Raw genomic sequence first — 24,865 nt, 5'->3', positions numbered from 1 at the left:
CCTTAGGTATTTATTGAAAACACCATTAATGGTGCATTGGCAACGGCCTTACGGTGTTTCACAACTTAATATTGCCTTCAATGGAAAAGCTTCGTTAATTAGTACATTGGTGAACTACAAAAACGAACGTGTTGAAGCATATAAAAATGAAACTTAGGTTTCTTGTCCCCCTTTTACTATTTGCTTTTATGCATGTAGGATACGCCCAATTAAGCGACCTACATTACTTACCTCCCTTAAAACAGGGAGCAAACAATCAAGCTATCCAACAGCAAGCCATCTATTTGTCTACACCGGAAACCACGGCTTTCACTGTGAATGCCTATAGGGGAACCAGTGCTACCCCAATTGCGATATTTTCAATATCAAAAGCGAGTCCGGGAGTTTATAACCTAGCAAATGGGGATAACAACATAACATTGGTAGACAACACCAATACAGGAGTTGTCTTAAACAATGGAGGCCTTCGATTCGAAGCCCCTAGTGGTAAGGGGTTCTATGTAAACTATAGAGGTATTTCCGGTTCACAAGCGGCCTCGTTGACATCAAAGGGGAGGGCAGCCATGGGTACCCGTTTTAAATGGGGGGGTGTTCCCAACCTTGGAACCCATGTATCCAAATCCAACACCGTTGGTATCATGGCTACGGAAGATGGTACAACGGTTACCCTTTCGGATTATGACCCTAACTGTGTATTTCGATTGGGGACAAATGCCAATGGTATCACGGCCGATTCCTATCAAATTACATTGGATGCCAATGAATCCTTCGTATTTGAGGCCTATATGGGCAACACTTTTTCAACAGCACAGAGTCAAGGTTGGATCGGCGCTTCCATTGTTTCAGACAAGGATATTGTCATCAGTAACGGTTCTTTAAACTATGGTAGGCAAGCCAACTCATCGAACAGGGATGCTGGGATAGACCAACCTGTACCGGAAAACAAATTAGGAAAGGAATATGTATTTGTAAGAGGTAAAGGGGGAACAAATGGTGCCACGGAATTTCCTATAATCATTGCCACCCAAAACAATACGGCAATTTATGTCAATGGCTCTGCCACGGCAATTGCAACAATTAACAATGGGGATTATTTTGAGATACCCAGCAGTTATTATTCTTCGAATACGGTAGGCGCCAATATGTTTGTCACTACCTCAAAAGATGCATACGCTTATCAATGTATGGCAGGATCCAGCGCCATTTATACCCAAGGCTTGAATTTTGTTGCTCCAGTAAACTGTCTTTTACCGGATACGATGGATAATATTCCCGATATAACCGATGTTGCCGGCACCACGATTTCTGGTGGAGTAACCATAATAGCCTCCACTTCAACGCCTGACGCCAACATACAGGTGATTGATGGTTCTGGCTCCGTGACCCTTCCCAGCCCTATGGCAGTTGCCGGAACAAGCTTATGGAAAACTTTCTATATACCAAATTTAACAGGCAATGTAAGCGTACAATCTACAGGTCCCATTGCAGTAGGTTTTTTCGGATTTAATGGTGCACGTGGAATAGCCGGCTATTTTTCCGGATTCGATACGGTACCCGAGGTTGACCTTCAAGTGACAGGTGGTGGATGTCTTCCTGCGGCACAAGTAGAGGTCGTAGACCCTAATTTCGACAATTACCAATGGTTTGAAAATGGAAGTATGATCGCTGGTGCTAACAATGCCACTTATACACCCACCAGTGCAGGGGACTATTATGTTCGTGTAACCAAAGGGGGTTGTACTTATGACTCCCAACCTTTAACAGCCTATTACTGCGACCCTGATATCGTATTGAACAAAGATGCTGACCAGAATACGGTCAATGATGGGGATAACGTAACATTTACCATCACTGTTGAAACATTGGGCATTGACCCAGTATCCAATTTGGTTTTGACCGATCTTTTACCTGCCGGACTCGAATTGATATCCTCATCTATTTCCAAAGGATCATTTACATATCCTGACTGGAACGTTGGCAGTATGAACCCTGGTGATTTGGAAACCTTGACCTTGGTGACCAAGGCTAGCCTGAACAATATTCACATCTCAACCGTGGACTATACCAATACGGTAACCAATAGTCAAGACCAGACAGATTCTAACACCACCGTGGACGACCCTTCAGAAACGGTAACGGTGAATAAAATAGCCCCCACCACGGTTATAACCAACAGAAGAATTACCCATAGGGTCAACAGAAATTAAAATTAAATTGTAACATTCGATTAAGTTTCTCGTCAAGTAGTACATAACCCATCAAAAAGCACTTGACTTGAGCACAATTCTCACCGTTAGTAACCTAACCAAAAAATTTGGGTACTTGACAGCCGTCAAGGATCTCAGCTTCACTATAGAAAAGGGTAATGTTTACGGCATCTTAGGGCCGAATGGCAGTGGCAAGTCCACCACCCTGGGCATAGTTCTTAATGTAGTCAACCGAACCAGCGGGGAATTTGCTTGGTTCGACGGCAATATTTCAACACACCAAGCCCTAAAAAAAGTCGGGGCAATTATCGAGCGCCCAAATTTCTACCCCTATATGACCGCGATTCAAAATTTGAAACTGGTCTGTAAAATCAAGGAGGTCCCCGAAAACAAGATTGAGGAAAAATTGGAATTGGTTGGATTGCTCGACCGTAAAAACAGTAAATTCAGTACCTACTCCTTAGGAATGAAGCAACGTTTGGCCATTGCCTCTGCCCTATTGAACGATCCGGAAATCCTGATTCTTGACGAACCCACCAATGGATTGGACCCCCAAGGTATTCACCAAATCAGGGAAATCATAAAAAAAGTAGCTTCGACAGGCACCACCATTTTATTGGCTTCGCACCTTTTGGATGAAGTCGAGAAAGTGTGTACCCATGTCGTTATCCTTAGAAAGGGACAAAAATTATATTCCGGACGTGTTGACGATATGATGGCCAGTTATGGTTTTTTTGAATTAAAATCGAGCAATACCGATATGCTCTTAACTTTCTTGAAAAACAACCACAGTTTTAGCAAGGTAACCCAGGAAAATGGCCTTATCACAGCTTTCCTGAGCGAGGAAATGAATTCGGAAGTATTGAATAGAAGCCTTATGGACAAGGGCATAGTGCTCTCCCATTTAGTGAAAAGAAAGGAAAGTCTTGAGGAACAGTTTCTTGCCCTGACCAAAAATGAAGCCAATTAAACCAAAAAACAGACCATGCTACGATTATTACAAATTGAATTCATAAAACTGTGGAACAATAAGTCAAGTAAGATTTTAATTATTTCTTATTTTGTCCTACTCTGCTGTATAGCCCTTATTTCAGTGATTAAATTCCCTTTGGGGGAAGGAGTTCATTTAGCTGACATTGGCATTTTCAACTTTCCATATATCTGGCATTTCAATACCTACGTCGCAGCCATTTTTAAACTGTTTTTGGCTATTGTTATTGTTTCGATGATGGCAAATGAATACAGCAATAAAACCTTAAAACAGAATTTGATAGACGGACTTTCAAAAAAGGAATTTATACTATCCAAATTCCTAACAGTAGTTACCTTTTCTTTAGTTTCAACTATTTTTGTTTTTGGTGTCTCTATGGTCCTTGGTCTTGTTTATTCTGATTATAACGAAGTATCGATAATATTTTCAGAACTCGGGTTCCTTTTCGCTTTTTTCATCAAACTTGTTGGTTTCTTCTCATTTTGCTTGTTCTTGGGAATCTTTGTAAAACGTTCGGCATTTGCCTTAGGTTTTTTGATTCTGTGGTTAATTTTCGAACAATTATTTTTCGGTTTTTTGGGTTGGAAAATTACTGGCTGGGATGTAGCGAACAAAATAAAGGATTTCTTTCCATTGGAATCAATGTCAAACCTTATAAAGGAACCTGGTACAAGGCTTGATGCTGTAAAAGCATTGGGAAACCAAGTAGGAGCTGAATTCTCTTCCGATTACTATGTTCATTGGTACGAGATCTTGATTGTTTTAGGTTGGACGGCCATTTTTATCTATGGTTCTTACGCCCTTTTGAAAAAACGTGATCTTTAACCTGCAAAAAAGAGCTTTCCCATAGATCGTTAAGGTTTATTTTAGTTGAAGAATCCGTTCCCCAAGTACTTCCGTATTGCTTTTAGCAATGAAGTGAAGGTTTCCGGTTCATTTAACGAAACACTAGTATTATTTTAAGACGACCAGTCCCTGTTTAATCACACGCCTTTTGTATTTTTAAAAAATGAAATTCAAGGTAGTATCCAATTTTAAGCCAACGGGCGATCAACCTGAGGCTATTCGTCAATTGGTCAAAGGTATAGAATCCAAAGAACCTTACCAGACCCTTTTAGGGGTAACGGGTTCCGGTAAAACGTTTACTGTGGCGAATGTCATTGAGAAGGTGCAACGCCCAACTTTGGTGCTTGCCCATAACAAGACATTGGCAGCGCAACTGTATTCGGAATTCAAGCAATTCTTTCCGGAAAATGCCGTGGAGTACTTCGTGTCGTATTATGATTACTATCAACCTGAGGCGTATATCCCCTCTTCGGGACTCTACATTGAAAAAGATCTTTCCATCAACGAGGATATTGAAAAATTGAGGTTGAGTGCCACTTCTTCCCTACTATCAGGCAGAAGGGATGTGATTGTCGTCGCTTCCGTATCCTGTTTATATGGTATCGGTAATCCCGTGGAGTTTCAAAAGAACGTCATCAGTATACACAAAGATCAGGTAATCGCCCGTACCAAATTATTACATATGCTGGTTCAAAGTCTTTACTCAAGGACCACAGCCGATTTTAAGAATGGGAATTTCAGGGTAAAGGGGGATGTTGTGGATGTTTTCCCCAGTTATGCCGACCACGCTTTTAGAATCCACTTTTTTGGGGATGAAATAGAAGAAATAGAAGCCTTTGACCCCTTCAACAATTCCGTTATCGAAGTATATGAAAACCTGAATATCTACCCTGCGAACATGTTCGTAACCTCCCCTGATATCCTTCAAAATGCCATTCACCTGATTCAAGATGACCTAATGCATCAAATAGGATATTTCAAGGAAATAGGGAAACCTTTGGAGGCTAAGCGCTTGGAGGAGCGCACCAATTTTGATTTAGAGATGATTCGGGAATTAGGATATTGCTCGGGCATTGAGAACTATTCAAGGTATTTGGATGGTCGTGAACCTGGAACCCGCCCTTTCTGTCTCCTGGATTATTTTCCGCAGGATTACCTCATGGTCATTGATGAAAGTCATGTGACCATTCCGCAAGTACACGCGATGTATGGTGGGGACCGTTCAAGAAAGGAAAACCTAGTGGAATACGGATTCCGATTACCTGCGGCTATGGATAATAGACCCTTGAAGTTCGAGGAGTTTGAGGCATTGCAAAACGAGGTGATATACGTTAGCGCCACTCCTGCAGATTACGAATTACAACTTTGTCAAGGGGTGTATGTAGAACAAGTCATTCGACCTACTGGGTTATTGGACCCGGTCATAGAGGTAAGACCAAGTTTGAATCAAATCGATGACCTGATCGAGGAAATCCAACAGCGGGTAGAGAAGGATGAACGTACCTTGGTCACTACCCTGACCAAACGAATGGCGGAGGAGCTAACCAAATATATGACACGTATCGATGTGCGCTGTAGATATATCCATAGCGATGTGGACACCCTGGAACGTGTTGAGATCATGCAAGATCTACGCAAAGGGGTATTCGATGTACTTATTGGAGTGAACCTCCTGAGGGAAGGACTCGATTTGCCCGAAGTCTCCTTGGTTGCCATTTTGGATGCCGATAAAGAAGGTTTTTTACGGAGTCATCGATCACTGACCCAAACCGTTGGAAGGGCTGCCAGACACCTTAATGGCAAAGCCATTATGTATGCCGATAAAATCACGGATAGCATGCAAAAAACCATTGATGGCACCAATTACCGACGCGAGAAACAGATTGCCTATAACACGGAGAATAACATGATTCCGACCGCCTTGAATAAAAGTCTGGATAGTGTATTGGCCAAGAATTCCGTTTCTACCTATCATTTTGAAAAAGAGGAATTACGGGCTGCTGAACCCGATATGGATTATTTGACCAAGGAACAGATTGAAAAATTGATTCGGGACAAACGAAAAGCCATGGAGCAGGCCGCCAAGGAATTGGATTTTATGCAAGCCGCCAAGCTACGTGATGAAATCAAAAAATTGCAAAAACAGGATTGATCCATTTTTCATGGATTGGGTATATGGAATAAAAACGCCCCTGAAATAGGGGCGCTTTTCAACTAACCAACAACCATTATGATATGTCCCAAATTAGAACATATTATAATTTTTTACGACAATTCAATCAATCTTTTAGGCTTTGGCAATGCCTCTTCCTTTTTAGGTAAATTGAATTTTAGGATACCGTTTTCATACGTAGCTTTAATACCATCCTCGTCTATGGTTTCCGGAAGGGTAAAAGCCCTTTTAAATGATGAAAAAGTAAATTCCCTACGGGTATAATTCTCCTTTTCCTCATTTTCGCTAGTACTTGTTTCGGACGAAACTGTCAACAAATTCTCATTGACCTCTATCTTGAAATCCTCTTTTTTCCTTCCCGGAACAGCCAATTCCAATTCATAATCCTTTTCGTTTTCCTTAATGTTTACGGCAGGAATACTAGCATTATCATTTGCCATACCACCGAACCAATCAGGTTTTAATATTTCATTCATTATTGATGGGAACAGAACATCATTTCTTTTTATTAAACTCATAACTTTTATTTTTTTTACCAGTTAAAATTCAAATTCAGTTATGAATTGACAAAAGGCATACCAATGGGAACAATATGCCAATATGGCGCTTTATTAGCATAATATCATGTCATAATGACGTGTTATTACTATGTAGTCCTAAAAATTTAAGGAATGAAGCGTTAAAGTATGGTGGTATTATACGCTAATTGTGGTGTGCCTTGAAGATTCCGATCAGCACTTTGGGAGGAACAACGTTATTGGGATATTGGTGCATTATGGATAACACCTGTTCTATGGCAAAGGGTGGCAACCCCATTCCCAATCCAATATTATGTATTCGATTGATTTCTGATTGTTCTTGCTTGTTATCAACGTTCATCAACAACACCAACCTATGGAACTGCAGAATGCGATCCGCTTCCGATTTCGGAATAACATGCTCAACCTCTTCATGAAAAAGTGTTTCAAAAGCTTCTTGCCTAATACCCAATTGCTCTGCAACACCTTGAAGAAAACCATATTCTTCGGGCTTTACCTCATTATCCGCCTTTGCAAAGGCTATCATTTCAGAAAGTATACTCAATTTTTCCTTCAGTGAACGCATAGTCAATCCCTTAGTATTCAGTTTCCTTGACAACAAAGACCCAAAACAATCCTTATACGATTATTCGGACCCAAATTATCGAACATCTTCCTTTCCATGCTAAACCCATCTTATCTACCCAGATGGGGTATACAGCGCTTAACCGTCAAATAAGGAATCTTTTTCGAAGCCAAAAACCTCCAGTTTCACACCTTAACTGCCGTATATTCATTGGTATAACTATTATTACCCTTCTTTCGTATAATATTTTGTCGTTTTCCGTTGAAATACCATTGGCTATCATTAATTTGCACCCGTATTGAAAAAAATGCAATCATGACAAACAACGATATATTCAAAAAACTCCGGGTAGCTTTAATGTTAAGGGATGATGAAATCGTGGAGATCCTTAAATTAGTGGATTTCAATATTACCAAAAGTGAACTAGGGGCTTTCTTTAGAAATGAGGACCACCCCAAATATATGGAATGTGGGGACCAAATTCTTCGCAATTTCCTTAACGGACTTGTAATACACTTAAGGGGAACCAAGGAAAACCCAAAAAATCCCAGCGACGTACTCGCTAAGAAAAAAACAAAGCCAACCATAGCCCCCAAGAAAAAACCGGATTTTAAAACTGGACAACGGAAAAGCTATAAACCGGATATTTCATCCGTGAAATACAAAAACAAAGGCTCCCAAACAAAAGGCAAAAAATAAATCCTGATAACGACATGATGTCGAAATCAGGATCCAATTACAACCGTTAAGGGTTATGCACCTGCAATCCTAATGGGTATGGTGTACATTTCACCTTCCTTGAAATTCTCAATTTCAATTTTCTGGTAGTTCAATCTTGCCTTTACAAAAAATTCGATTTTTTCATGATCGGTATCGACGGATAAAACCACGATCTCCCCTTGTTTATTCAAGGTAAACCTCACTTGGGCTGTTAAATCAACGTAATCACTGGTAAAAGACGTGTTTTCCAAAAGTTCACCTATCTGGACAGATAGCTTTTTCAATGGATTGTCTTTATCCGAATTGTTGGCAAAAATGTTTCCTGTGAAAAGTAGCATTGCAGCTACAAATACCAAACTTAATTTTCTCATGACTTGATTGTTTATTGATTGATGAATACTTAAAAGACGGCTATGAACTCGGTTTGTTACAAGGAACTTTCCATTTAACAAAATTTTACCTTGCGACTTCCTCTATTCCCGACCAAAGAAAAACAAGATCCATCAATATGGAAAGAAGGATTCCAAGGCTTAACCGAATCTTAAACCCGGTAACAATTTGGATACATTCATACCCATAAAAAAAGGACGATTATGCATCGTCCTTTCTTTTATAAATATAATTTTAAGTGTTTTTCCTAGCCCAATACTTCCTTGACCTTATCGGCTGCCTCTTGAAATTGGACAGCGGAATGCACAGCCAATCCTGAATTATCGATGATTTCCTTGGCCAATTCCGCATTGGTTCCCTGTAAACGGACAATGATCGGTACTTTAATGGCATCACCCATATTCTTATAAGCGTCAACAACACCTTGGGCTACTCTGTCACAACGTACAATTCCACCAAAGATATTTATCAATATAGCCTTCACTTCGGGATCTTTCAGGATAATACGGAAAGCTTCCTCAACCCTCTTGGCATCAGCGGTACCACCTACATCCAAAAAGTTCGCAGGCTCTCCCCCTGCCATTTTAATAAGGTCCATGGTTGCCATGGCCAAACCTGCACCATTCACCATACAACCAACATTACCATCCAAATCCACATAACTCAAACCTACTGACCTTGCCTCAACTTCGATAGGATTCTCCTCCCTTAAATCGCGCATCTCGGCATATTGTTTTCTTCGATACAAAGCATTGTCATCTATAGAAACCTTTGCATCAACAGCCATGATCTTATCATCCGAAGTCTTTAAGACCGGATTGATCTCAAACATATTCGAATCACTTTCTACGTAAGCCTTATATAATGAAGTGACAAATTTGGTCATTTCCTTGAACGCTGTACCCGACAAACCTAGATTGAAGGCAATCTTACGGGCCTGAAAAGGAAGAAGTCCGGTTGCGGGATCAACCTCTTCGGTAAAAATCAAATGTGGCGTCTTGTCCGCCACTTCCTCAATATCCATCCCACCTTCCGTAGAATACATCACCATATTACGACCTTTGCTACGGTCTAACAATACGGACATATAAAATTCACTGGTTTCACTAGCGCCAGGATAATAAACATCCTCAGCGACCAAAACTTGGTGGACTTTCTTTCCTGCGGCTGAAGTTTGGGGAGTAACAAGGTTCATTCCAATGATACTATCCGCAATCTCTTCCACCTCCTTAAGGTTCTTAGCCAGTTTTACCCCACCGCCTTTACCGCGACCACCAGCATGCACCTGCGCCTTAATAACATACCATCCAGTTCCAGTCTCCGCTGTCAATTGTTTGGCTGCCGCAACAGCTTCCTTGGGGCTATGTGCCACAATACCACGTTGTATGCGCACACCAAAACTTGCTAAAATCTCTTTTCCTTGATATTCGTGAAGGTTCATATAAGTTACTTATCAGTTCAGAAACAAAAATAGGAAACGCACAGGATTTACCCTAATGAATCCCCTGTGATTTATTGTATTTTGAAATCCTCAAAATCCAAAGGGTCGAAATTTTTGAAATCCCCGTTCATTTTAATGGCTCCTTTTGTTCTATCGACCTCTTTCAATACGGCTATGGTTGTCAATAAATGGGCATTGATAAACGTTAGCCGTTCACTCTCCCTGGTCATTTGCAAAATTTGATATTCTTGCCCAAAGGAAAGCCCTATTTTATGTATCAATCCAAAAATATTGAATTTATCAACGGGCACGGCCTTAAAAGGGACCTCCATAAGATCATAGAGCACCTTTATCTTACCCAACACCCCAATTTTCATCTCTTCTGTGGCATCTTTGATATCCTCCAAAAATCCAACTTCCCCTCCCGCATATAATTTTCCCGGCAGGTTATTTTGAAAGGACAGTACCCGAAAGACCTGACGCCCCACACAAACCACATCCATCTCGCCCCCTTCATATGTATTCATGACTTCTACCAATTGCACCTCGGTACCATAGGCCATTTGATGATCGATATAGACCGGGATACCAAAAGTAATTGCCTCCTTACGGCAATCCCTTATCAATTGCTTATACCTCTCCTCGAAAATGTGAAGCGGTACGGTCTCGCCTGGGAAAAAAATTGATTTTAAAGGAAATAAAGGTAATTGCATGCTTTTATTTTTCCTAAAAATACAATTCGACCTGCATTACCACAAATATAACACGGAAGCATGTTTGTTATATATGTAACATTATGTTTCATTTATAAAGAAAACGTTGGTTTTCTTGTCCAAACCGAAATAGTATCCTAGTTTTGCCTATAATCAATAAGGAATACAATGAAGAATGCTGATTTATTGAAAATCGCTAAAACATATGGCAACCCAGTCTATGTATATGATTCAGAAAAAATCATTTCCCAATTCAACAGATTGACGAATGCCTTTAAGGGTGTTAAACGACTGCGATTGAATTATGCCGCCAAGGCCCTATCCAATATATCCATATTACGCTTAATGAATAGCCTAGGCAGTGGCCTGGATACGGTGTCCATTCAAGAGGTTCAACTTGGATTAATGGCTGGTTTTAAACCCGAATCGATCATATACACCCCTAACGGGGTTTCTTTGGAAGAGATTGAGGAAGCCGCCAAATTAGGGGTGCAAATAAATATCGATAATTTATCGGTACTTGAGCAATTTGGCAGTAAACATCCTGACATTCCGGTATGTATCCGTATAAATCCGCATGTCATGGCAGGTGGTAATTCGAATATATCGGTAGGACATATCGATTCAAAATTCGGAATCAGTATTCATCAAATTCCACATTTACTACGCATTGTTGAATTGACACAAATGAATATCAACGGTATTCATATGCATACGGGTAGTGACATCTTGGATATCGATGTTTTTCTATACGCATCCGAAATCCTATTTGAGACAGCGAAAAACTTTAAGAATCTAGATTTCATCGATTTTGGAAGTGGATTTAAAGTCCCTTATAAAGAAGGGGATATTGAGACGAATGTTGAGGAATTGGGTAAAAAACTAACGGATAAATTCAATACATTCTGCAAGGAATATGGTAAAGAATTGACGTTGGCCTTCGAACCTGGTAAGTTCTTGGTCAGTGAAGCCGGCTACTTTTTAGCCAAAGTCAATGTTGTAAAACAAACCACATCCACTGTATTTGCCAGTGTGGATTCTGGATTCAACCACCTGATTCGACCTATGTTATACGGTGCCAACCATACGATTGAAAACATCTCGAATCCACAAGGCCGGGAACGCTACTATTCGGTCGTAGGCTACATCTGTGAAACCGATACTTTCGGAAACAACCGCAGGATCAATGAAATCTCCGAAGGGGATATTCTTTGCTTTAAAAATGCCGGAGCCTATTGTTTTACAATGGCCAGTAACTATAATTCAAGATTTCGCCCATCTGAGGTACTATGGCACGACGGAAAGGCCCTTTTGATCCGTGAACGCGAATCGTTTGACGACCTGGTCAGGAACCAAGTGGATGTAAAAAACCTCTTTACCTCAGAAAAGGCCGAAATAGCCGTAAAATAAAGGTGGGAAATAATCGTTAGTTTTGTACCCATAGTTCGACTAAATCGCAAAACTACTTGTAATGAGACTACGAATGACACCTTTATATAAATTTACGCTTTTCCTTTGCCTGGGATTATTTTCCCTACTTGGGAATGCCCAAGATGTTGAATGGATGAGTTGGGACCAAGCCGTGGAACGCGCACAGACCGATAAAAATCCTAAGAAAATCTTTATCGATGTTTACACCGATTGGTGTGGATGGTGTAAGAAAATGGATAAGGACACCTTTCAACATCCCGATGTAGCGGCTTATATGGCCGATAATTTCTATATGGTCAAAATGGATGGCGAAGGAAAGGACCCCATAGAGTTTAAAGGACAGACCTATAATTTTGTCCCTTCAGGAAGAAAAGGGTATCACGAGTTTGCGGCTGCATTGATGCAAGGCCGTATGAGTTACCCGACAACGATTTTCCTCGATGAGAAAATGAATATGCTCTCCCCTGTTCCCGGATATCAAAAACCGGAACCTTTTTTGAACATAGCACGTTATTTTGGGGATAATATTTATTTGGAAAAAGATTGGCAAAGCTATAGTGGCCAAAGCAAATAGTACTTGGGTTACAATAAAAAAAGAGCTGTTTTAAACAGCTCTTTTTTTTGTTCCGATAATCCCTTATAATCATTTATCGACTATAATTGGGGGATTCCTTTGTAATGGTTACATCGTGTGGATGACTTTCGTTAATTCCACTAGCCGTTATCTTGACAAATCTTCCTTTATCCTTTAAGGCTTCAATATCCTTTGCCCCACAATACCCCATACCTGCTCGAAGACCTCCTACAAACTGGTGGATACTTTCATAGAGCTCCCCTTTGTAAGGTACCCGTCCAACGATGCCTTCTGGCACCAATTTTTTAATATCATCCTCTACATCCTGGAAGTAACGATCTTTAGAACCTTTTTTCATAGCTTCCACAGAACCCATACCCCGATAGGATTTAAACTTTCTTCCTTCATAAATGATGGTTTCCCCGGGAGATTCCTTGGTACCGGCCAACAAAGACCCTAACATCACCGTATCGGCCCCTGCAGCAATCGCTTTAGGGATATCCCCAGTATAACGGATACCACCATCTGCGATAACAGGAACACCACTACCCTTAATGGCCGCAGCAACTTCAAGTACGGCCGAGAATTGAGGGAAACCGACTCCCGCAACCACCCTTGTGGTACAGATAGAACCTGGTCCTATACCTACCTTTACCGCATCGGCACCTGCCTCAACCAAATACTTGGCAGCTTCACCTGTGGCGATATTACCTACGATGACCTCCAATTGTGGAAACCTCTTTTTCACTTCCTTAAGTACAGTGACAACCCCTTTGGTATGACCGTGGGCCGTATCAATGACAACGGCATCAACACCGGCACTGACCAATGCTTCGGCCCGATCGACGGCATCTTCGGTAACCCCTAAAGCGGCAGCAACCCGAAGTCGACCATATTCATCCTTATTGGCACTGGGTTTTTGTGTCAGTTTCGTAATGTCACGAAAAGTAATTAGACCGATCAATTTATTATCCGGACCTACCACAGGAAGTTTTTCGATTTTCCTTTCTTGCAGGATATCCTCAGCCTGTTCCAATGAAGTTCCTTCCCCGACGGTTACCAAATTTTCCGAGGTCATTACCTCGGCAATCGGTCTTTCATTGTTCTTTTCAAACCGAAGGTCCCGATTCGTAACAATACCGATCAGTTTACCTTCGTCATCAATGATCGGGATACCTCCAATACTGAATTCCTTCATATTGGCTTTGGCATCCTTCACCAAGGCTGTGGAAGGCAAGGTTACCGGATCTAAGATCATACCACTTTCGGCTCGTTTCACCTTACGGACTTTCATTGCCTGCTGCTCAATGGTCATGTTTTTATGCAAAACACCAATACCGCCCTCCTGGGCAATGGCAATGGCCATTCTGGATTCGGTAACCGTATCCATGGCCGCTGAAACTATGGGCACATTGATTGTAATATTCCTAGTGAATTTTGATTTGATACTTACCTCTCTAGGTAGTACTTCTGAAAATGCAGGTACAAGTAAAACGTCATCATACGTTAAACCTTCTCCGAGAATTTTGTTTTGGTGAGCTTCCATGCAATTAAGGATTAATTGCGTGCAAATGTACTACTTTTTAACCTATTTTTCGGAAACAGCACCATTTAATGCACCGGAGCCGACTTTTGGGTCAGCTTATAGAGAACAACGAACGAGGAAACCACAAAGGTCAATGTCATTAGCATCCCTGTAAAAATAACAACATACTTCATCCAAACAACTCCGTTCCACAAAAAATAGATACCCCCAAACGTAAGTATAACGGACAAAAAGGGCTCAACGGTTAAAAATAATCTTAGCCTTTTGGAAATGGGAGGCACCGGTAACAAACCAAACATAACGCAAAACAGAATTACCCCAAATATGGATTGATCAGGAAAAAACTTTTAAATATTTGACTGGAATGGGTCAAACCTTTACATTCATTATGCAATTAAAGTCTGCAACACGATTTAAATCATCCGACACCTTCATCGATATTGGGAAAAAAGCTCGGAAGCTTTATTATAAGCTGCTTCAAAAGTCATCCAATGTACATTGGTATCGACTTTTTCTGCCGTAAAAAAGGAAAGCATTTTTTCGGTAGGCATATTACCGGTTAGTTCATCCTTGGCCATAGGACATCCACCAAAACCTTGTATGGCCCCATCGAATCTTCTACAGCCAGACCTAAACGCCGCTTCTACCTTTTCGTGCCACCTAGCAGGTGTTGTGTGCAAATGGGCACCAAATTCAATATCGGGGTATTTGGGAATCAAATTGGAGAATAGATATTCGATATTCCCAGGGGTCGAGGTACCGACAGTATCAGACAACGACAGAATACGTGCGCCCATTTCCGCCAATCTTTCCGTCCACTCCCCTACAATATCAACGTTCCACGGATCCCCATAGGGGTTTCCAAAGCCCATGGAGATATACGTCACCACTTGTTTATTGTTCGCCTCCGCTATTTGTAGAATTTCCCTTAAGGTCTCTACCGATTGGGCAATGGTCTTATGGGTATTACGCATTTGAAAGTTTTCCGATATCGAAAAAGGATATCCCAAATAAGTGATTTCTTCGTGTTCCACAGCTGCCTGAGCCCCCCTTACATTGGCTACGATGGCCAATAGTTTACTAGTGGTTCGGGACAAATCCAACAAAGAAAGAACTTCCGCCGTATCTACCATTTGGGGTATGGCCTTGGGAGATACAAAACTTCCAAAATCCAGGGTATCAAAACCACATCCGAGTAAGGACTGTATGTACTTGGCCTTTTGCTCGGTAGGAATGAAGTCCTTGATACCTTGCATGGCATCCCTTGGACATTCTATTATTTTTACCTTATCGGTCATTTTATCGGCATTCAGCGCTTCCCAAAATTACTATTATTTATTTGATAATAATATAAACAGTCCTATCCCGATAAATACAACAACCTGAAGCCATTTAAGCACAAAACCAAGGCTGGAATGTCCTGTTATATACTTTGAAATAGCGCCAGAGAGTACGGCAATAAAACTAAATATCACGAATGCGACCAACATGAATATCAAGCCCAACACATAAAACTGGACTACGGTACTCAGCGTATCACTAAAAAGAAAACCAGGGAAAAAGGCCAAATAAAAAATGGCCACTTTGGGATTCAAAACGTTCATCAGGAAGCCCTGTCTAAACAACTTAAAGAATCCGTTTTTAGGGAGTTCGACACTGGCCAATTGCAATTGTGCATCACTTTTAAAAACCTTATATGCCAAATAAAATAGATATAGTGCCCCAAAGAGTTTTATAAGGAAGAAAACAAGATCGCTTTCCTTTATTACGGCCGATACCCCAAAGGCCAAAAGGGAGGTATGCACCAAACAGCCGGAAACCAAACCACCTGCCGTGGCCAAGCCATATTTTTTACCGTTTACGATGCTCTGCATCAAAACATAGATGACATCGGGGCCAGGTGCTATCGCCAATGCGGCGGAAGCCAAAATAAAAGTTGAAAGGATATCGTAATTCAATAGCATGAAGAATTAGGACTGAAAAACACAAATTGTACCATAGAAAAAATTTCCCAGTAAAAATAACATCGTATTTGGTTTCCTTTAGTTTAGCCTAAGGCCGGAATTCCTTTTATTGACCTCTTACTTAATTTTGGCCAAAATGGCTTTGTTTATTCTTTTGATCAGGGACGGACCTTCATAGATGAAACCGGTATATAACTGTACGAGATCTGCACCTGCTTCCAATTTTTCTATGGCGTCCCCGGCAGAATGAATACCTCCCACCCCTATGATAGGAAATGCTTTATTACTTTTTTCTGCCAAGAACCGTATTACTTCCGTACTTCGGTCCTTTACGGGCTTACCACTTAATCCCCCTTTTTCCTCTACAAGCAATAGGGAGGATTTCAACCCTTCCCTTGCAATGGTCGTATTTGTCGCTATGATGCCATCAATCTTCGTAACTTCAACTATTTTGATAATATCCATTAATTGTGCATCGGACAAATCAGGCGCGATTTTCAACAAAATAGGCTTTTCGTGCATATTGGCATGCGTGGCGGCTATTTTGGTATTCTCATGCTTAAGCTCTTTCAACAAAGCCGTCAAAGGTTCTTTGTCTTGCAATTCCCGTAAGCCTGGGGTATTGGGTGAACTTACATTCACCACGAAATAATCAACATGGGGGAAAAGCGCATCAAAACAGATCAAGTAGTCTTTGATAGCCTCTGCATTTGGCGTCACTTTGTTCTTACCGATATTCCCCCCGATAATAACCTTATGTTTCTTTTTTAAACGATCAACAGCATCAAATACCCCTTTGTTGTTAAAACCCATACGGTTAATAAGGGCTTGGTCAGCCTTTAGTCTAAAAATCCGTTTTTTAGGATTGCCGCTTTGGGGTTTTGGGGTAAGTGTCCCTATTTCTATAAAACCGAAACCGAAATCGGAAAGCTCATTGAATAAATTGGCCTCCTTATCGAAACCAGCCGCAAGCCCTACAGGATTTTTGAATTTCAGTCCAAAAACCTCTTTTTCCAATGCTTTATCCTCTAAGACACATGTCGATTTATACAAACTTGTCAATCCCAATCTACCGAAAAACCGAAGAAGTGAAAAAGTGATGTGATGGACTTTCTCAGGGTCTATTAAAAAAAGAATTGGGCGGATTAGTAGTTTGTACATGAATTACTTGATATTTAGGCAAAAGTACAAACTCGACACCAGTAATCAGGACTACCCACCTAAATTTGTCAACACATTTAAGTTAATATCACTTATTGGGAATACTGTCGCGGTAATTCGTAGGAACAACCCTATAGGGTTGCCGAAATGCCTTTTCGCAAAGACTAAGATAGCGTTCGTATTGTTTGTCGTTGAATACTTTCAATGCCCGTAGGTCGACCAGCCTTTGGACTATTGCCATACTATCACGGATCACCCCATACTTTTCTGCCAAAACACCCAATTCAGCGGGAGTACTTTGTGGGTGTCTTTTCAAAAGATTGTCCGCCTGGCTATTCAACAATTCATTCCTGTATTTCAATTCAGCACTCCAGTTCCTTATTTTTTCCGTTTGTTCTTCATTGAGTTGAAAAATTTCTATCAAGGTGGAATCAGGTGTAATACCCACTCCTAGGATACAATCGTCCTGAGCCCTTAAGAAGGTAACGGAAAATATAAAAACCAAAAAATACAGCAATAACAATTTTCTTCCCATCATACTATTTCAATCCAACAAATTAGGGGCAAAATACTAATAATTATCCTTAAAATTACAGATACATCAAGTTTCTACAACAACTTATCGACCATACTTGGGAGCACCCCAAATGGAACTAAACCGAACTTAATTCAAATACCCTCCCTCGTAACTGCAGGTATGGGAACCACATCAGTACCTATAGTGCCTGCCATATGAAACAATAAAGGCCACCAAAATGGCGGCCTTTATACCTATAAACAATTTTACTTTTATTTTAAGGTGAAACTCAATCGAGCAAATAAGAATCTACCTCCTATTCCAAACTGTTGCGCCCTACGTGACCAGTCAAAACGTCCACTACTTCTATTGGTACCGGTTTGGGGGTCTCCGTTCGAATCTATATAACTTATGGATTCTTTGGCCCTGTCCGGAAATATATCCAATAAGTTATTTGCCCCGATCGTAATGGTTGTACTTTCAGATAGATTATATCCAATGGATAAATCCGTTACCACCTTGGAACTGAATTCCTGTTGTAAGCCCACATTGGTTGTCGCCTCGGTAACTTTACCGAAATAAACATTCCTTAAAAAGAAATTCAACTTATCGACATTTACCATATGGGAAAGATTAAGTTTGGTCCTAGGAACGGCTTCCTCAAGATACACCCTACTATCCTCTGGGAAATAGGTATCGACCAAACCTGCATCCTTCAAAACCTGCGAGGCTTTAATATCACCCACCTGTTTTGTTTTGGACAAGGTAGCGGATAATGTGTTTTTCAATTTCGCATTATGGGCCACTACAAGGTCCCAAGTCACCACAGCGTCAATTCCTTTCGATTCGGTATCGATGGCATTGGCAAAGAAAGATGCCGCCGTGGCATTCGCCTGTCGCAAAAGGTTGTCCAATTCAGTTCCTGTTCCCGGACCACTAAACTGACCTGTATAAACCACCCGATCATCAATACTGACAAAATAACCATCTAAGGAAACCGTTACATTCGCTTCTGGGAATTTAGTGGTTAAACCAACACTGATACTTTTGGAGGTTTCTTCCTTTAATTGAGGAATCCCAAGTAACTGTGCCGCCCTACTATCGTTCGCAAACGTGCCAACCTCCTGCGGATTTCCCGCTTGATCAAAAATAGTTGACGTTGAATTAAAATTAAGCTGATGCAAGGATGGTGCCCTGAACCCTGTATTCAATGCAGCCCTTAGATTCAGGTTTTCGGTAGCCTTGACCAAGGTTGCCAATTTGAAATTGATGGTTGACCCAAAATCTGAATAATTCTCAAAACGCGTTGCGAAGCTCGCCAAAAATGAATCCGTAATATCGGCTTCGACATCAAAATAACCAGCGACACTACTTCTTCCTCTAGATAATTCGTTATTTGGACTAAAACCAGGGAATACTTGTGAACCCCCAGGCCTTGAAGCACCAAAGAAATCTTGGGAAGCTTGTTGTGTGGCAACTGTTATTGCCTGTCCATTGGCTGTATATTGCGCATATGATGCTTCTTCCCCCGCAACGATCTCATAATTCTCCAATCGATATTCTGCCCCAAAAGCAATATTCAAACCGGACATAATATCGTCATGGAATTTTGAAATATCCAAGTTGACGGTATTCTGCATGAAATTGAATCCCCCGGCATCAAAAACAGTTGGTGAAGCATTAAGCAGTGAGGCATTGAAAGTATTTCCTATAGTGTATAAAAAAGCATTTTTACCGTATGTATTACTAAAATCAACATTCCAATCTGAAATCACTCCCTTTATTCCCATTGAAATCGACTGATCCGTAATTTTGGAATTGATTTCCGGCAAAAACCCATTAACATAAGCAGGGGTATAAGTCCTACTTTGATTGGGAAGTCTATAAAAACCGGCAGAATTCCCTGTCCTTGAACTCAATCCGGCAAAGGAATACAATTCAGTGCCATTGCCATCCAGAGGCAAGGAAAAATTAGTAAAGAAACGCCCGCCCCGTAATGCCGATTGACCAACGCGCATATTAAAGTCACTTCTTTCAAGCCCTCTTGCACTTAACTCGCTTTCCGTGTTATCGGCCGATAAGATTCCCTGTAATTCCGCTTTTGTGGCAGATGGACTTAAACCTAATCCTGCTGCATTCCCGTAATTGATCACATCATCGACATCATCATCCAAAAGGTTCGCTAAATTGTATCCATCATTCAAGGCAAAACGTTCAACGGTATTGTAGAGATTAAAAACATCACCTTCCCATTCTTTCATTCTACTATAGTCTTCCCTATAGTCGAAGTCCCCAGTGAAATTAATAAAACCGCCTTTATCCCCAAGGCCCAATCCGTAATTTGCGCTGACATTGACCGTTTCCCCATCTACTCCCCCGGTTTGGTCATTTGCGTTTTTACTAAAATTAGCCCCCGTGGTAACATTGAAAGTCAATTCATCAATGTTGTCATTCAAGACAATATTGATCACCCCGGCTATGGCATCGGACCCATATTGGGCAGCAGCCCCATCACGTAATACCTCCAAGCGTTTTATGGAAGCGGCGGGTATTGCATTCAAATCGGTACCGACACTTCCTCGACCGAATGTTCCGTTAACGTTGACCAAGGATGAATTATGTCTTCTCTTCCCATTGATCAAAACCAGTACCTGATCCGGACCTAATCCGCGTAGGGATGCAGGATCGACATGATCGGTACCATCGGAAATGGTCTGGGTGTTTGATGTAAATGAAGGTGCCACATAATTCAGTATTTGGTTAAGATTTACTTGGGGAGCAACGTTATTCAATTCTTTCACATCAATAACATCGACAGGAACCGCACTTTCCAAAGCTGTCCTGTTAGGATTCCTTGAACCTATTACAATGGCCTCGGCCAACTGGATCCCAGAAGTTAAGGTGATGTTCATCACCGTCGAATCAACAACAACTTCCTTGACCTCAAAGCCAATAAAGGAAACCACTAAGGTTTCTCCCATATCGGCAACGATACTGAAGTTCCCGTCAAAATCTGTGGTAGTACCTACGGATGTTCCTTTTTTAACTACCGAAGCACCACCAAGGGGCACTCCGTTTTCATCCAATACCGTACCCGAAATTTGCCCACTGGCAAAACTTAAGCCCCCTAACAACAGGAGCATAAAAATTAAATAATTTTTCATCATAATTGAGTTTTTTGAGTTTATTCCGTATATAAGGTAAGTAATTATTTACAAATGATAAGTCCCACAAGGAAACAGGAAACTAAATGACCTTAAATTATGAGGGTGACAAATGAACAAAATTGTATTTTTGAATAAACAAAAAGTCCATGCAACAACTTATCGACCGTTTTTTGGGTTACGTAAAAATTGATACACAAAGCAACCCCAATTCAACAACCACCCCAAGTACTGAGAAACAATGGAATCTAGCCACGGAACTCGCTTATGAGCTTGAACGCATTGGACTGAAAGAGGTCACCATCGATGACAATGCGTACATCATGGCCACCCTACCCAGTAATGTTGATAAGGAAGTGCCGACCATAGGTTTTATTTCCCATTTCGATACGTCCCCAGACTATAACGGTACGGATATAAACCCTCAAATCATCGAGAACTATGACGGGAAGGATATTATCCTTAATAAAGAACAAAATATTGTTCTCTCCCCCGATTATTTTGATGACCTATTACAATATAAAGGTCAAACCCTGATTACGACCGACGGCACTACATTGCTTGGTGCTGATGACAAAGCCGGTATTGCCGAAATCGTGACGGCCATGGAATATTTGGTTCGCCATCCTGAAATTAAACACGGTACCATAAGGGTGGGCTTTACCCCCGATGAGGAAATTGGTCGGGGAGCACATAAATTCGATGTGGAAAAGTTCGGTGCGGATTGGGCTTATACCATGGATGGAAGTCAAATTGGGGAATTGGAGTATGAGAATTTCAATGCGGCAGGTGCCAAAGTGGTTGTAACGGGAAAAAGCGTGCACCCTGGTTATGCAAAGGGTAAAATGATCAATGCGATAAGCATTGCCAATGAATTCATAGGGATCTTACCTCCCGAGGAAACCCCACAGAACACAACCGATAGGGAAGGTTTTTTCCATATTCACCATCTCAAGGGAGAAATAGAACATGCTGAATTTGAATTGATCATCAGGGATCATGACAAAGACAAGTTTGAGGAAAGGAAAGAACTATTACAAAAAATCACCGATAAATTAAATGCCATTCATGGTCCTTGCATTCAACTCGAAATAAAAGACCAATATTTCAATATGCGTGAAAAGGTTGAACCGGTTTTCCATATCGTGGAGATAGCCAAAGAAGCGATGGAGGAAATCGGGATTGCACCGATCATAAAACCCATCAGAGGGGGTACCGACGGATCGCAATTGAGTTTTATGGGACTACCCTGTCCGAATATTTTCGCTGGCGGCCATAATTTTCATGGAAAATACGAGTATGTCCCAGTTGAGAGTATGCTAAAAGCCGTTGCCGTCATCATTAAAATCTGTGAACTAACTGCCAAAAAAATGTAAACCCATGAATGTGGCTTCCAAGGTAGAAGCATATTAGGAAGAGGAACATCGCTTTAGGGAGGGTGTTCAGGTTTTGAGGGACTTAGCGGTAAAGGCCAAGGCAGAAGAGACTTTTAAATGGCAATCCCCCGTATATGCACTTAACGGGAAAAATGTATTTTGGATATCAAGGTTCAAAAACCATTTCAGTATCGGTTTTTTCAATGGCATGTTCTTAAGGGACCCTGAAAAGATATTGGTCAATGCCCAGGAAGGTAAGACCCGAGCCATGCGACACCTGAAATTTGAAGCCGTTTCGGATATAGATTCCATTACGGTACTGGCATATATGCACGAAGTGCTACTCAACCAGGAAAAGGGCATTCAGTTACTACCCAACAAAGGTTAAAATCCCAATCTTATATTACCCGGGTTATTGGCAAAGACCCTAACCAATAGCTCCGAAAACAAAAAGGCTTTTTATAGATTATCCCCGTACCAACAGCGCGAATATGCGGAGTATATAACAAATGCAAAAACAAGGGAAAACCAAACTTTCCAGAATGGATAAAATCTTAATGATGATAAATAAAGGAAAGGGACTTAACGATAAGTACCGATCCGAATAGGTTTATAATACGATCTCCCTTTTGTCCAACTATCAGTTAATAGGTTTCCGGTTAATAAATACCACATTGCCCCTTTAAAACAATAAAGCCAATGGTTTGAACCATTGGCTTTATCAAATCCTTTAAGGGATAAACTTTATTTTGTGGCTGGCGGGGTCTGCAATTTTTTGCTCATTTCCAAAGAAATCGCGGAACGGTCAAATTTCAATTTGCCGGCCATAGTCTCAATGACGCAAGAAGAATCCTTATCATTCAAATCGACCACTTTACCGTGTAAACCACTTTTTGTTATAATCCTATCGCCTCGTTTCAATTCTGCTGCGAATTTTTTTTCGTCTTTTTGTCTTTTCATTTGTGGTCGGATCATAAAAAAATATGCCACCACAAAAATGAGGATCATCGGTAAAAAATCCATTATACTTCCACTTCCCATTGTATCTATTATTACGTTGCTTATTTAACAGGGCCTAATGGCGCTGCTCCTTTTTTATTTACGAAAGCCTTTATCTTCAACATCTCACTACCTTTAGCGGTATTCGCTACTACGGTAATGGTTTTTGTTATTTGATTTTGTCCGGCTCCATTATACTTGACTTTTAATTCTCCTTGTTCCCCAGGAGCAATTGGATCTTTTGGTGGATTTGGAACTGTACACCCACAGCTACTGGTAGCTTTGGTTATCACCAAAGGGGCATCACCGGTGTTGGTGAATTTAAAAACGGTTTCTTGTGGTGTTCCTTGGGTGATGGTCCCAAAATCGTGCTCAACCTTTTCAAATACCATTACGGGTAAAAGTTTAGCAGCTTCATCACGTTCAGCGGCAACAGCCACATTATCGTCCTTTACTTTGCTTGAAGCATTTTCCTTGCAGGCAACAAGTCCTAACAAAACAACTAGGCTTAAACCTAAAATAGCTCTTTTCATTGATAAATTTTTTTTGATTCGACCCAAAATTAAAGAATTAATTTATAATAGTCCCCGCCCTACCTTGTTTAGTTTTCCTTCAGCTTTGTATTCCTTTACTAATTTATCGAGTATGCCGTTTATGAAGATACTACTCTTTGGGGTTGAGTATTCCTTCGCAATTTCCAAAAACTCATTGATGGTCACTTTTTCGGGGATGGAAGGAAAGTTCAATAACTCACATATGGCCATTTTCAACAATATTGAATCGATGTCCGCTATACGATCCTTATCCCAGTTTGGCGTTTTCCCCTCAATTTCCTTTTCCCATTTGGCATTGTTCAATAAGGTTTTGGTCAATAGCCGCTTTGCGAATACCATATCCTCATCATCCTTTAGGAGCTTTGGCAAGAAAAAGGATTCGTTTTGGTCCTCCTTCACTTTCTTGAATTGTTTTAAGATAAAGGTATTTACAATAGGGATATCGTCTACCCAAGTCAACTTATCATCTTCAAGGTAGTCGTAGATCTTTTCATTGGGGGCTATAATAACCTTGAACAAGCCTGCTATCAATTCTTTATCCTCCTTATAGGTTTTCGAGGGAATTTCCATATAGTCCAGATACGCCTTGCTACCTATAATTTCCTTATAAATCAGCTTTACGTATTCCTCGTTCAAATACCAATTCTTCAATTTCTTTTTTTCCAATGCTTCCTTTAGCCTTTCATTATTGGCCAATTGCAACAACAATTTGTTGTTTGCGAACTTTTTATTGTCCGGAAACGCATCGGCATCAGTGGCCATGTACTTTTTAGATGAAAGTTTGATTTTTTCCTCTGCCAATTGTCGAACCTCGATCAACAGGCTAAGCATCAGTAAATAGAGCGAATACATGTTCTCTATGCTTACTTTTAAAAATTTTTCCTGTTTTTCAAGGGAATCATCCTTTGATTGGGTCAATGCATATATACATTGCATCACCTTTACGCGTATGTGCCTTCTTGTAAGCATTTCGAAGAACTTTTTTTTAAGATTG

24 protein-coding genes are annotated in these 24,865 nt (G+C 40.8%); 10 read left to right on the top strand and 14 right to left on the bottom strand.

The features are described 5' to 3' along the window. Positions 1–146 precede the first annotated feature (146 nt). The 4 genes from HPE56_RS15155 to uvrB all read left to right on the top strand — a co-directional run bounded on the left by HPE56_RS15155 (position 147) and on the right by uvrB (position 6,196). On the top strand, positions 147–2,207 hold the full coding sequence (locus HPE56_RS15155; protein WP_188244594.1) for a DUF11 domain-containing protein: 2,061 nt from the start codon (positions 147–149) through the stop codon (positions 2,205–2,207). A gap of 67 nt (positions 2,208–2,274) precedes the next feature. Next, positions 2,275–3,177: an ABC transporter ATP-binding protein gene (locus HPE56_RS15150; protein WP_188244593.1), complete on the top strand. Its 903-nt coding sequence runs from the start codon at positions 2,275–2,277 to the stop codon at positions 3,175–3,177. A gap of 15 nt (positions 3,178–3,192) precedes the next feature. Further along, positions 3,193–4,023, top strand: coding sequence for an ABC transporter permease (locus HPE56_RS15145; protein ID WP_188244592.1), 831 nt, complete (start codon positions 3,193–3,195; stop codon positions 4,021–4,023). A 184-nt stretch (positions 4,024–4,207) separates the two neighbouring features. Beyond that, on the top strand, positions 4,208–6,196 hold the full coding sequence (uvrB, locus tag HPE56_RS15140; protein WP_188244591.1) for an excinuclease ABC subunit UvrB: 1,989 nt from the start codon (positions 4,208–4,210) through the stop codon (positions 6,194–6,196). A gap of 113 nt (positions 6,197–6,309) precedes the next feature. On the opposite strand, the gene HPE56_RS15135 is transcribed toward uvrB, so the two are convergent. After that, a complete protein-coding gene (locus HPE56_RS15135) occupies positions 6,310–6,735 on the bottom strand; it encodes an Hsp20/alpha crystallin family protein (protein WP_188244590.1) in 426 nt (141 codons plus the stop codon). 184 nt (positions 6,736–6,919) lie between these two features. Further along, positions 6,920–7,321: a TerB family tellurite resistance protein gene (locus tag HPE56_RS15130; protein WP_188244589.1), complete on the bottom strand. Its 402-nt coding sequence runs from the start codon at positions 7,319–7,321 to the stop codon at positions 6,920–6,922. A gap of 315 nt (positions 7,322–7,636) precedes the next feature. Between HPE56_RS15130 and HPE56_RS15125 the strand changes: the two genes are divergently transcribed. After that, positions 7,637–8,020 carry a DUF1456 family protein gene (locus HPE56_RS15125; protein WP_188244588.1) on the top strand — a complete coding sequence of 128 codons (384 nt, stop codon included), beginning with the start codon at positions 7,637–7,639 and terminating at the stop codon, positions 8,018–8,020. A 53-nt stretch (positions 8,021–8,073) separates the two neighbouring features. Here the strand turns inward: HPE56_RS15125 and HPE56_RS15120 are convergent, their stop codons facing one another. The 3 genes from HPE56_RS15120 to HPE56_RS15110 form a co-directional block, all read right to left on the bottom strand. Then, positions 8,074–8,412 (bottom strand): hypothetical protein, encoded by a 339-nt coding sequence (locus HPE56_RS15120; RefSeq protein ID WP_223170335.1) that lies wholly within the window; start codon positions 8,410–8,412, stop codon positions 8,074–8,076. A 266-nt stretch (positions 8,413–8,678) separates the two neighbouring features. Further along, positions 8,679–9,872: an ADP-forming succinate--CoA ligase subunit beta gene (gene sucC / locus HPE56_RS15115; protein ID WP_188244587.1), complete on the bottom strand. Its 1,194-nt coding sequence runs from the start codon at positions 9,870–9,872 to the stop codon at positions 8,679–8,681. A 71-nt stretch (positions 9,873–9,943) separates the two neighbouring features. Then, positions 9,944–10,585: an LON peptidase substrate-binding domain-containing protein gene (locus HPE56_RS15110; RefSeq protein WP_188244586.1), complete on the bottom strand. Its 642-nt coding sequence runs from the start codon at positions 10,583–10,585 to the stop codon at positions 9,944–9,946. 168 nt (positions 10,586–10,753) lie between these two features. On the opposite strand from HPE56_RS15110, the gene lysA reads away from it, so the two are divergent. Together lysA and HPE56_RS15100 are read left to right on the top strand one after the other, a co-directional pair. Beyond that, positions 10,754–11,995 (top strand): diaminopimelate decarboxylase, encoded by a 1,242-nt coding sequence (gene lysA / locus HPE56_RS15105; protein WP_188244585.1) that lies wholly within the window; start codon positions 10,754–10,756, stop codon positions 11,993–11,995. Positions 11,996–12,056: 61 nt separating this feature from the next. Beyond that, positions 12,057–12,590 carry a thioredoxin family protein gene (locus HPE56_RS15100; protein ID WP_188244584.1) on the top strand — a complete coding sequence of 178 codons (534 nt, stop codon included), beginning with the start codon at positions 12,057–12,059 and terminating at the stop codon, positions 12,588–12,590. 73 nt (positions 12,591–12,663) lie between these two features. On the opposite strand, the gene guaB is transcribed toward HPE56_RS15100, so the two are convergent. The 6 genes from guaB to HPE56_RS15070 form a co-directional block, all read right to left on the bottom strand. Then, the gene (guaB, locus tag HPE56_RS15095; RefSeq protein ID WP_188244583.1) at positions 12,664–14,136 is read right to left on the bottom strand and encodes an IMP dehydrogenase; all 1,473 of its coding nucleotides are present in this window, start codon (positions 14,134–14,136) and stop codon (positions 12,664–12,666) included. 431 nt (positions 14,137–14,567) lie between these two features. Beyond that, the gene (locus HPE56_RS15090; protein ID WP_188244582.1) at positions 14,568–15,434 is read right to left on the bottom strand and encodes a hydroxymethylglutaryl-CoA lyase; all 867 of its coding nucleotides are present in this window, start codon (positions 15,432–15,434) and stop codon (positions 14,568–14,570) included. A gap of 33 nt (positions 15,435–15,467) precedes the next feature. Then, positions 15,468–16,094: a LysE family translocator gene (locus HPE56_RS15085; protein ID WP_188244668.1), complete on the bottom strand. Its 627-nt coding sequence runs from the start codon at positions 16,092–16,094 to the stop codon at positions 15,468–15,470. A gap of 123 nt (positions 16,095–16,217) precedes the next feature. Further along, positions 16,218–17,261, bottom strand: coding sequence for a quinone-dependent dihydroorotate dehydrogenase (locus HPE56_RS15080; protein ID WP_188244581.1), 1,044 nt, complete (start codon positions 17,259–17,261; stop codon positions 16,218–16,220). A gap of 88 nt (positions 17,262–17,349) precedes the next feature. Beyond that, positions 17,350–17,799 carry a hypothetical protein gene (locus HPE56_RS15075; protein ID WP_188244580.1) on the bottom strand — a complete coding sequence of 150 codons (450 nt, stop codon included), beginning with the start codon at positions 17,797–17,799 and terminating at the stop codon, positions 17,350–17,352. Between the two features lie 251 nt (positions 17,800–18,050). Beyond that, the gene (locus HPE56_RS15070) at positions 18,051–20,942 is read right to left on the bottom strand and encodes a TonB-dependent receptor (RefSeq protein WP_188244667.1); all 2,892 of its coding nucleotides are present in this window, start codon (positions 20,940–20,942) and stop codon (positions 18,051–18,053) included. A 149-nt stretch (positions 20,943–21,091) separates the two neighbouring features. On the opposite strand from HPE56_RS15070, the gene pepT reads away from it, so the two are divergent. From pepT to HPE56_RS20335, 3 genes are all read left to right on the top strand, one after another. Then, positions 21,092–22,318, top strand: coding sequence for a peptidase T (pepT, locus tag HPE56_RS15065; protein ID WP_188244579.1), 1,227 nt, complete (start codon positions 21,092–21,094; stop codon positions 22,316–22,318). A gap of 73 nt (positions 22,319–22,391) precedes the next feature. Continuing rightward, positions 22,392–22,706, top strand: a complete 315-nt coding sequence (locus tag HPE56_RS20340) for a DUF1801 domain-containing protein (protein WP_223170334.1) — start codon at positions 22,392–22,394, stop codon at positions 22,704–22,706. A 27-nt stretch (positions 22,707–22,733) separates the two neighbouring features. Further along, on the top strand, positions 22,734–22,868 hold the full coding sequence (locus HPE56_RS20335; protein WP_223170333.1) for a YdeI/OmpD-associated family protein: 135 nt from the start codon (positions 22,734–22,736) through the stop codon (positions 22,866–22,868). Positions 22,869–23,062: 194 nt separating this feature from the next. On the opposite strand, the gene yajC is transcribed toward HPE56_RS20335, so the two are convergent. The 3 genes from yajC to nusB are packed head-to-tail and all read right to left on the bottom strand — an operon-like array spanning position 23,063 to position 24,840. Then, complete coding sequence (gene yajC / locus HPE56_RS15055; RefSeq protein ID WP_188244578.1) at positions 23,063–23,359, bottom strand: preprotein translocase subunit YajC; 297 nt, start codon at positions 23,357–23,359, stop codon at positions 23,063–23,065. Positions 23,360–23,379: 20 nt separating this feature from the next. Then, positions 23,380–23,850, bottom strand: coding sequence for a DUF1573 domain-containing protein (locus HPE56_RS15050; RefSeq protein WP_188244577.1), 471 nt, complete (start codon positions 23,848–23,850; stop codon positions 23,380–23,382). A gap of 42 nt (positions 23,851–23,892) precedes the next feature. Next, positions 23,893–24,840: a transcription antitermination factor NusB gene (gene nusB / locus HPE56_RS15045; protein WP_188244576.1), complete on the bottom strand. Its 948-nt coding sequence runs from the start codon at positions 24,838–24,840 to the stop codon at positions 23,893–23,895. Positions 24,841–24,865: the final 25 nt, after the last annotated feature.

Source organism: Maribacter aquimaris, from assembly GCF_014596745.1.
GTDB classification, from domain to species: domain Bacteria; phylum Bacteroidota; class Bacteroidia; order Flavobacteriales; family Flavobacteriaceae; genus Maribacter_A; species Maribacter_A aquimaris.
Note: the sequence above shows the minus strand (reverse complement) of the source record. Positions and strands in the feature narration are given on the sequence as shown.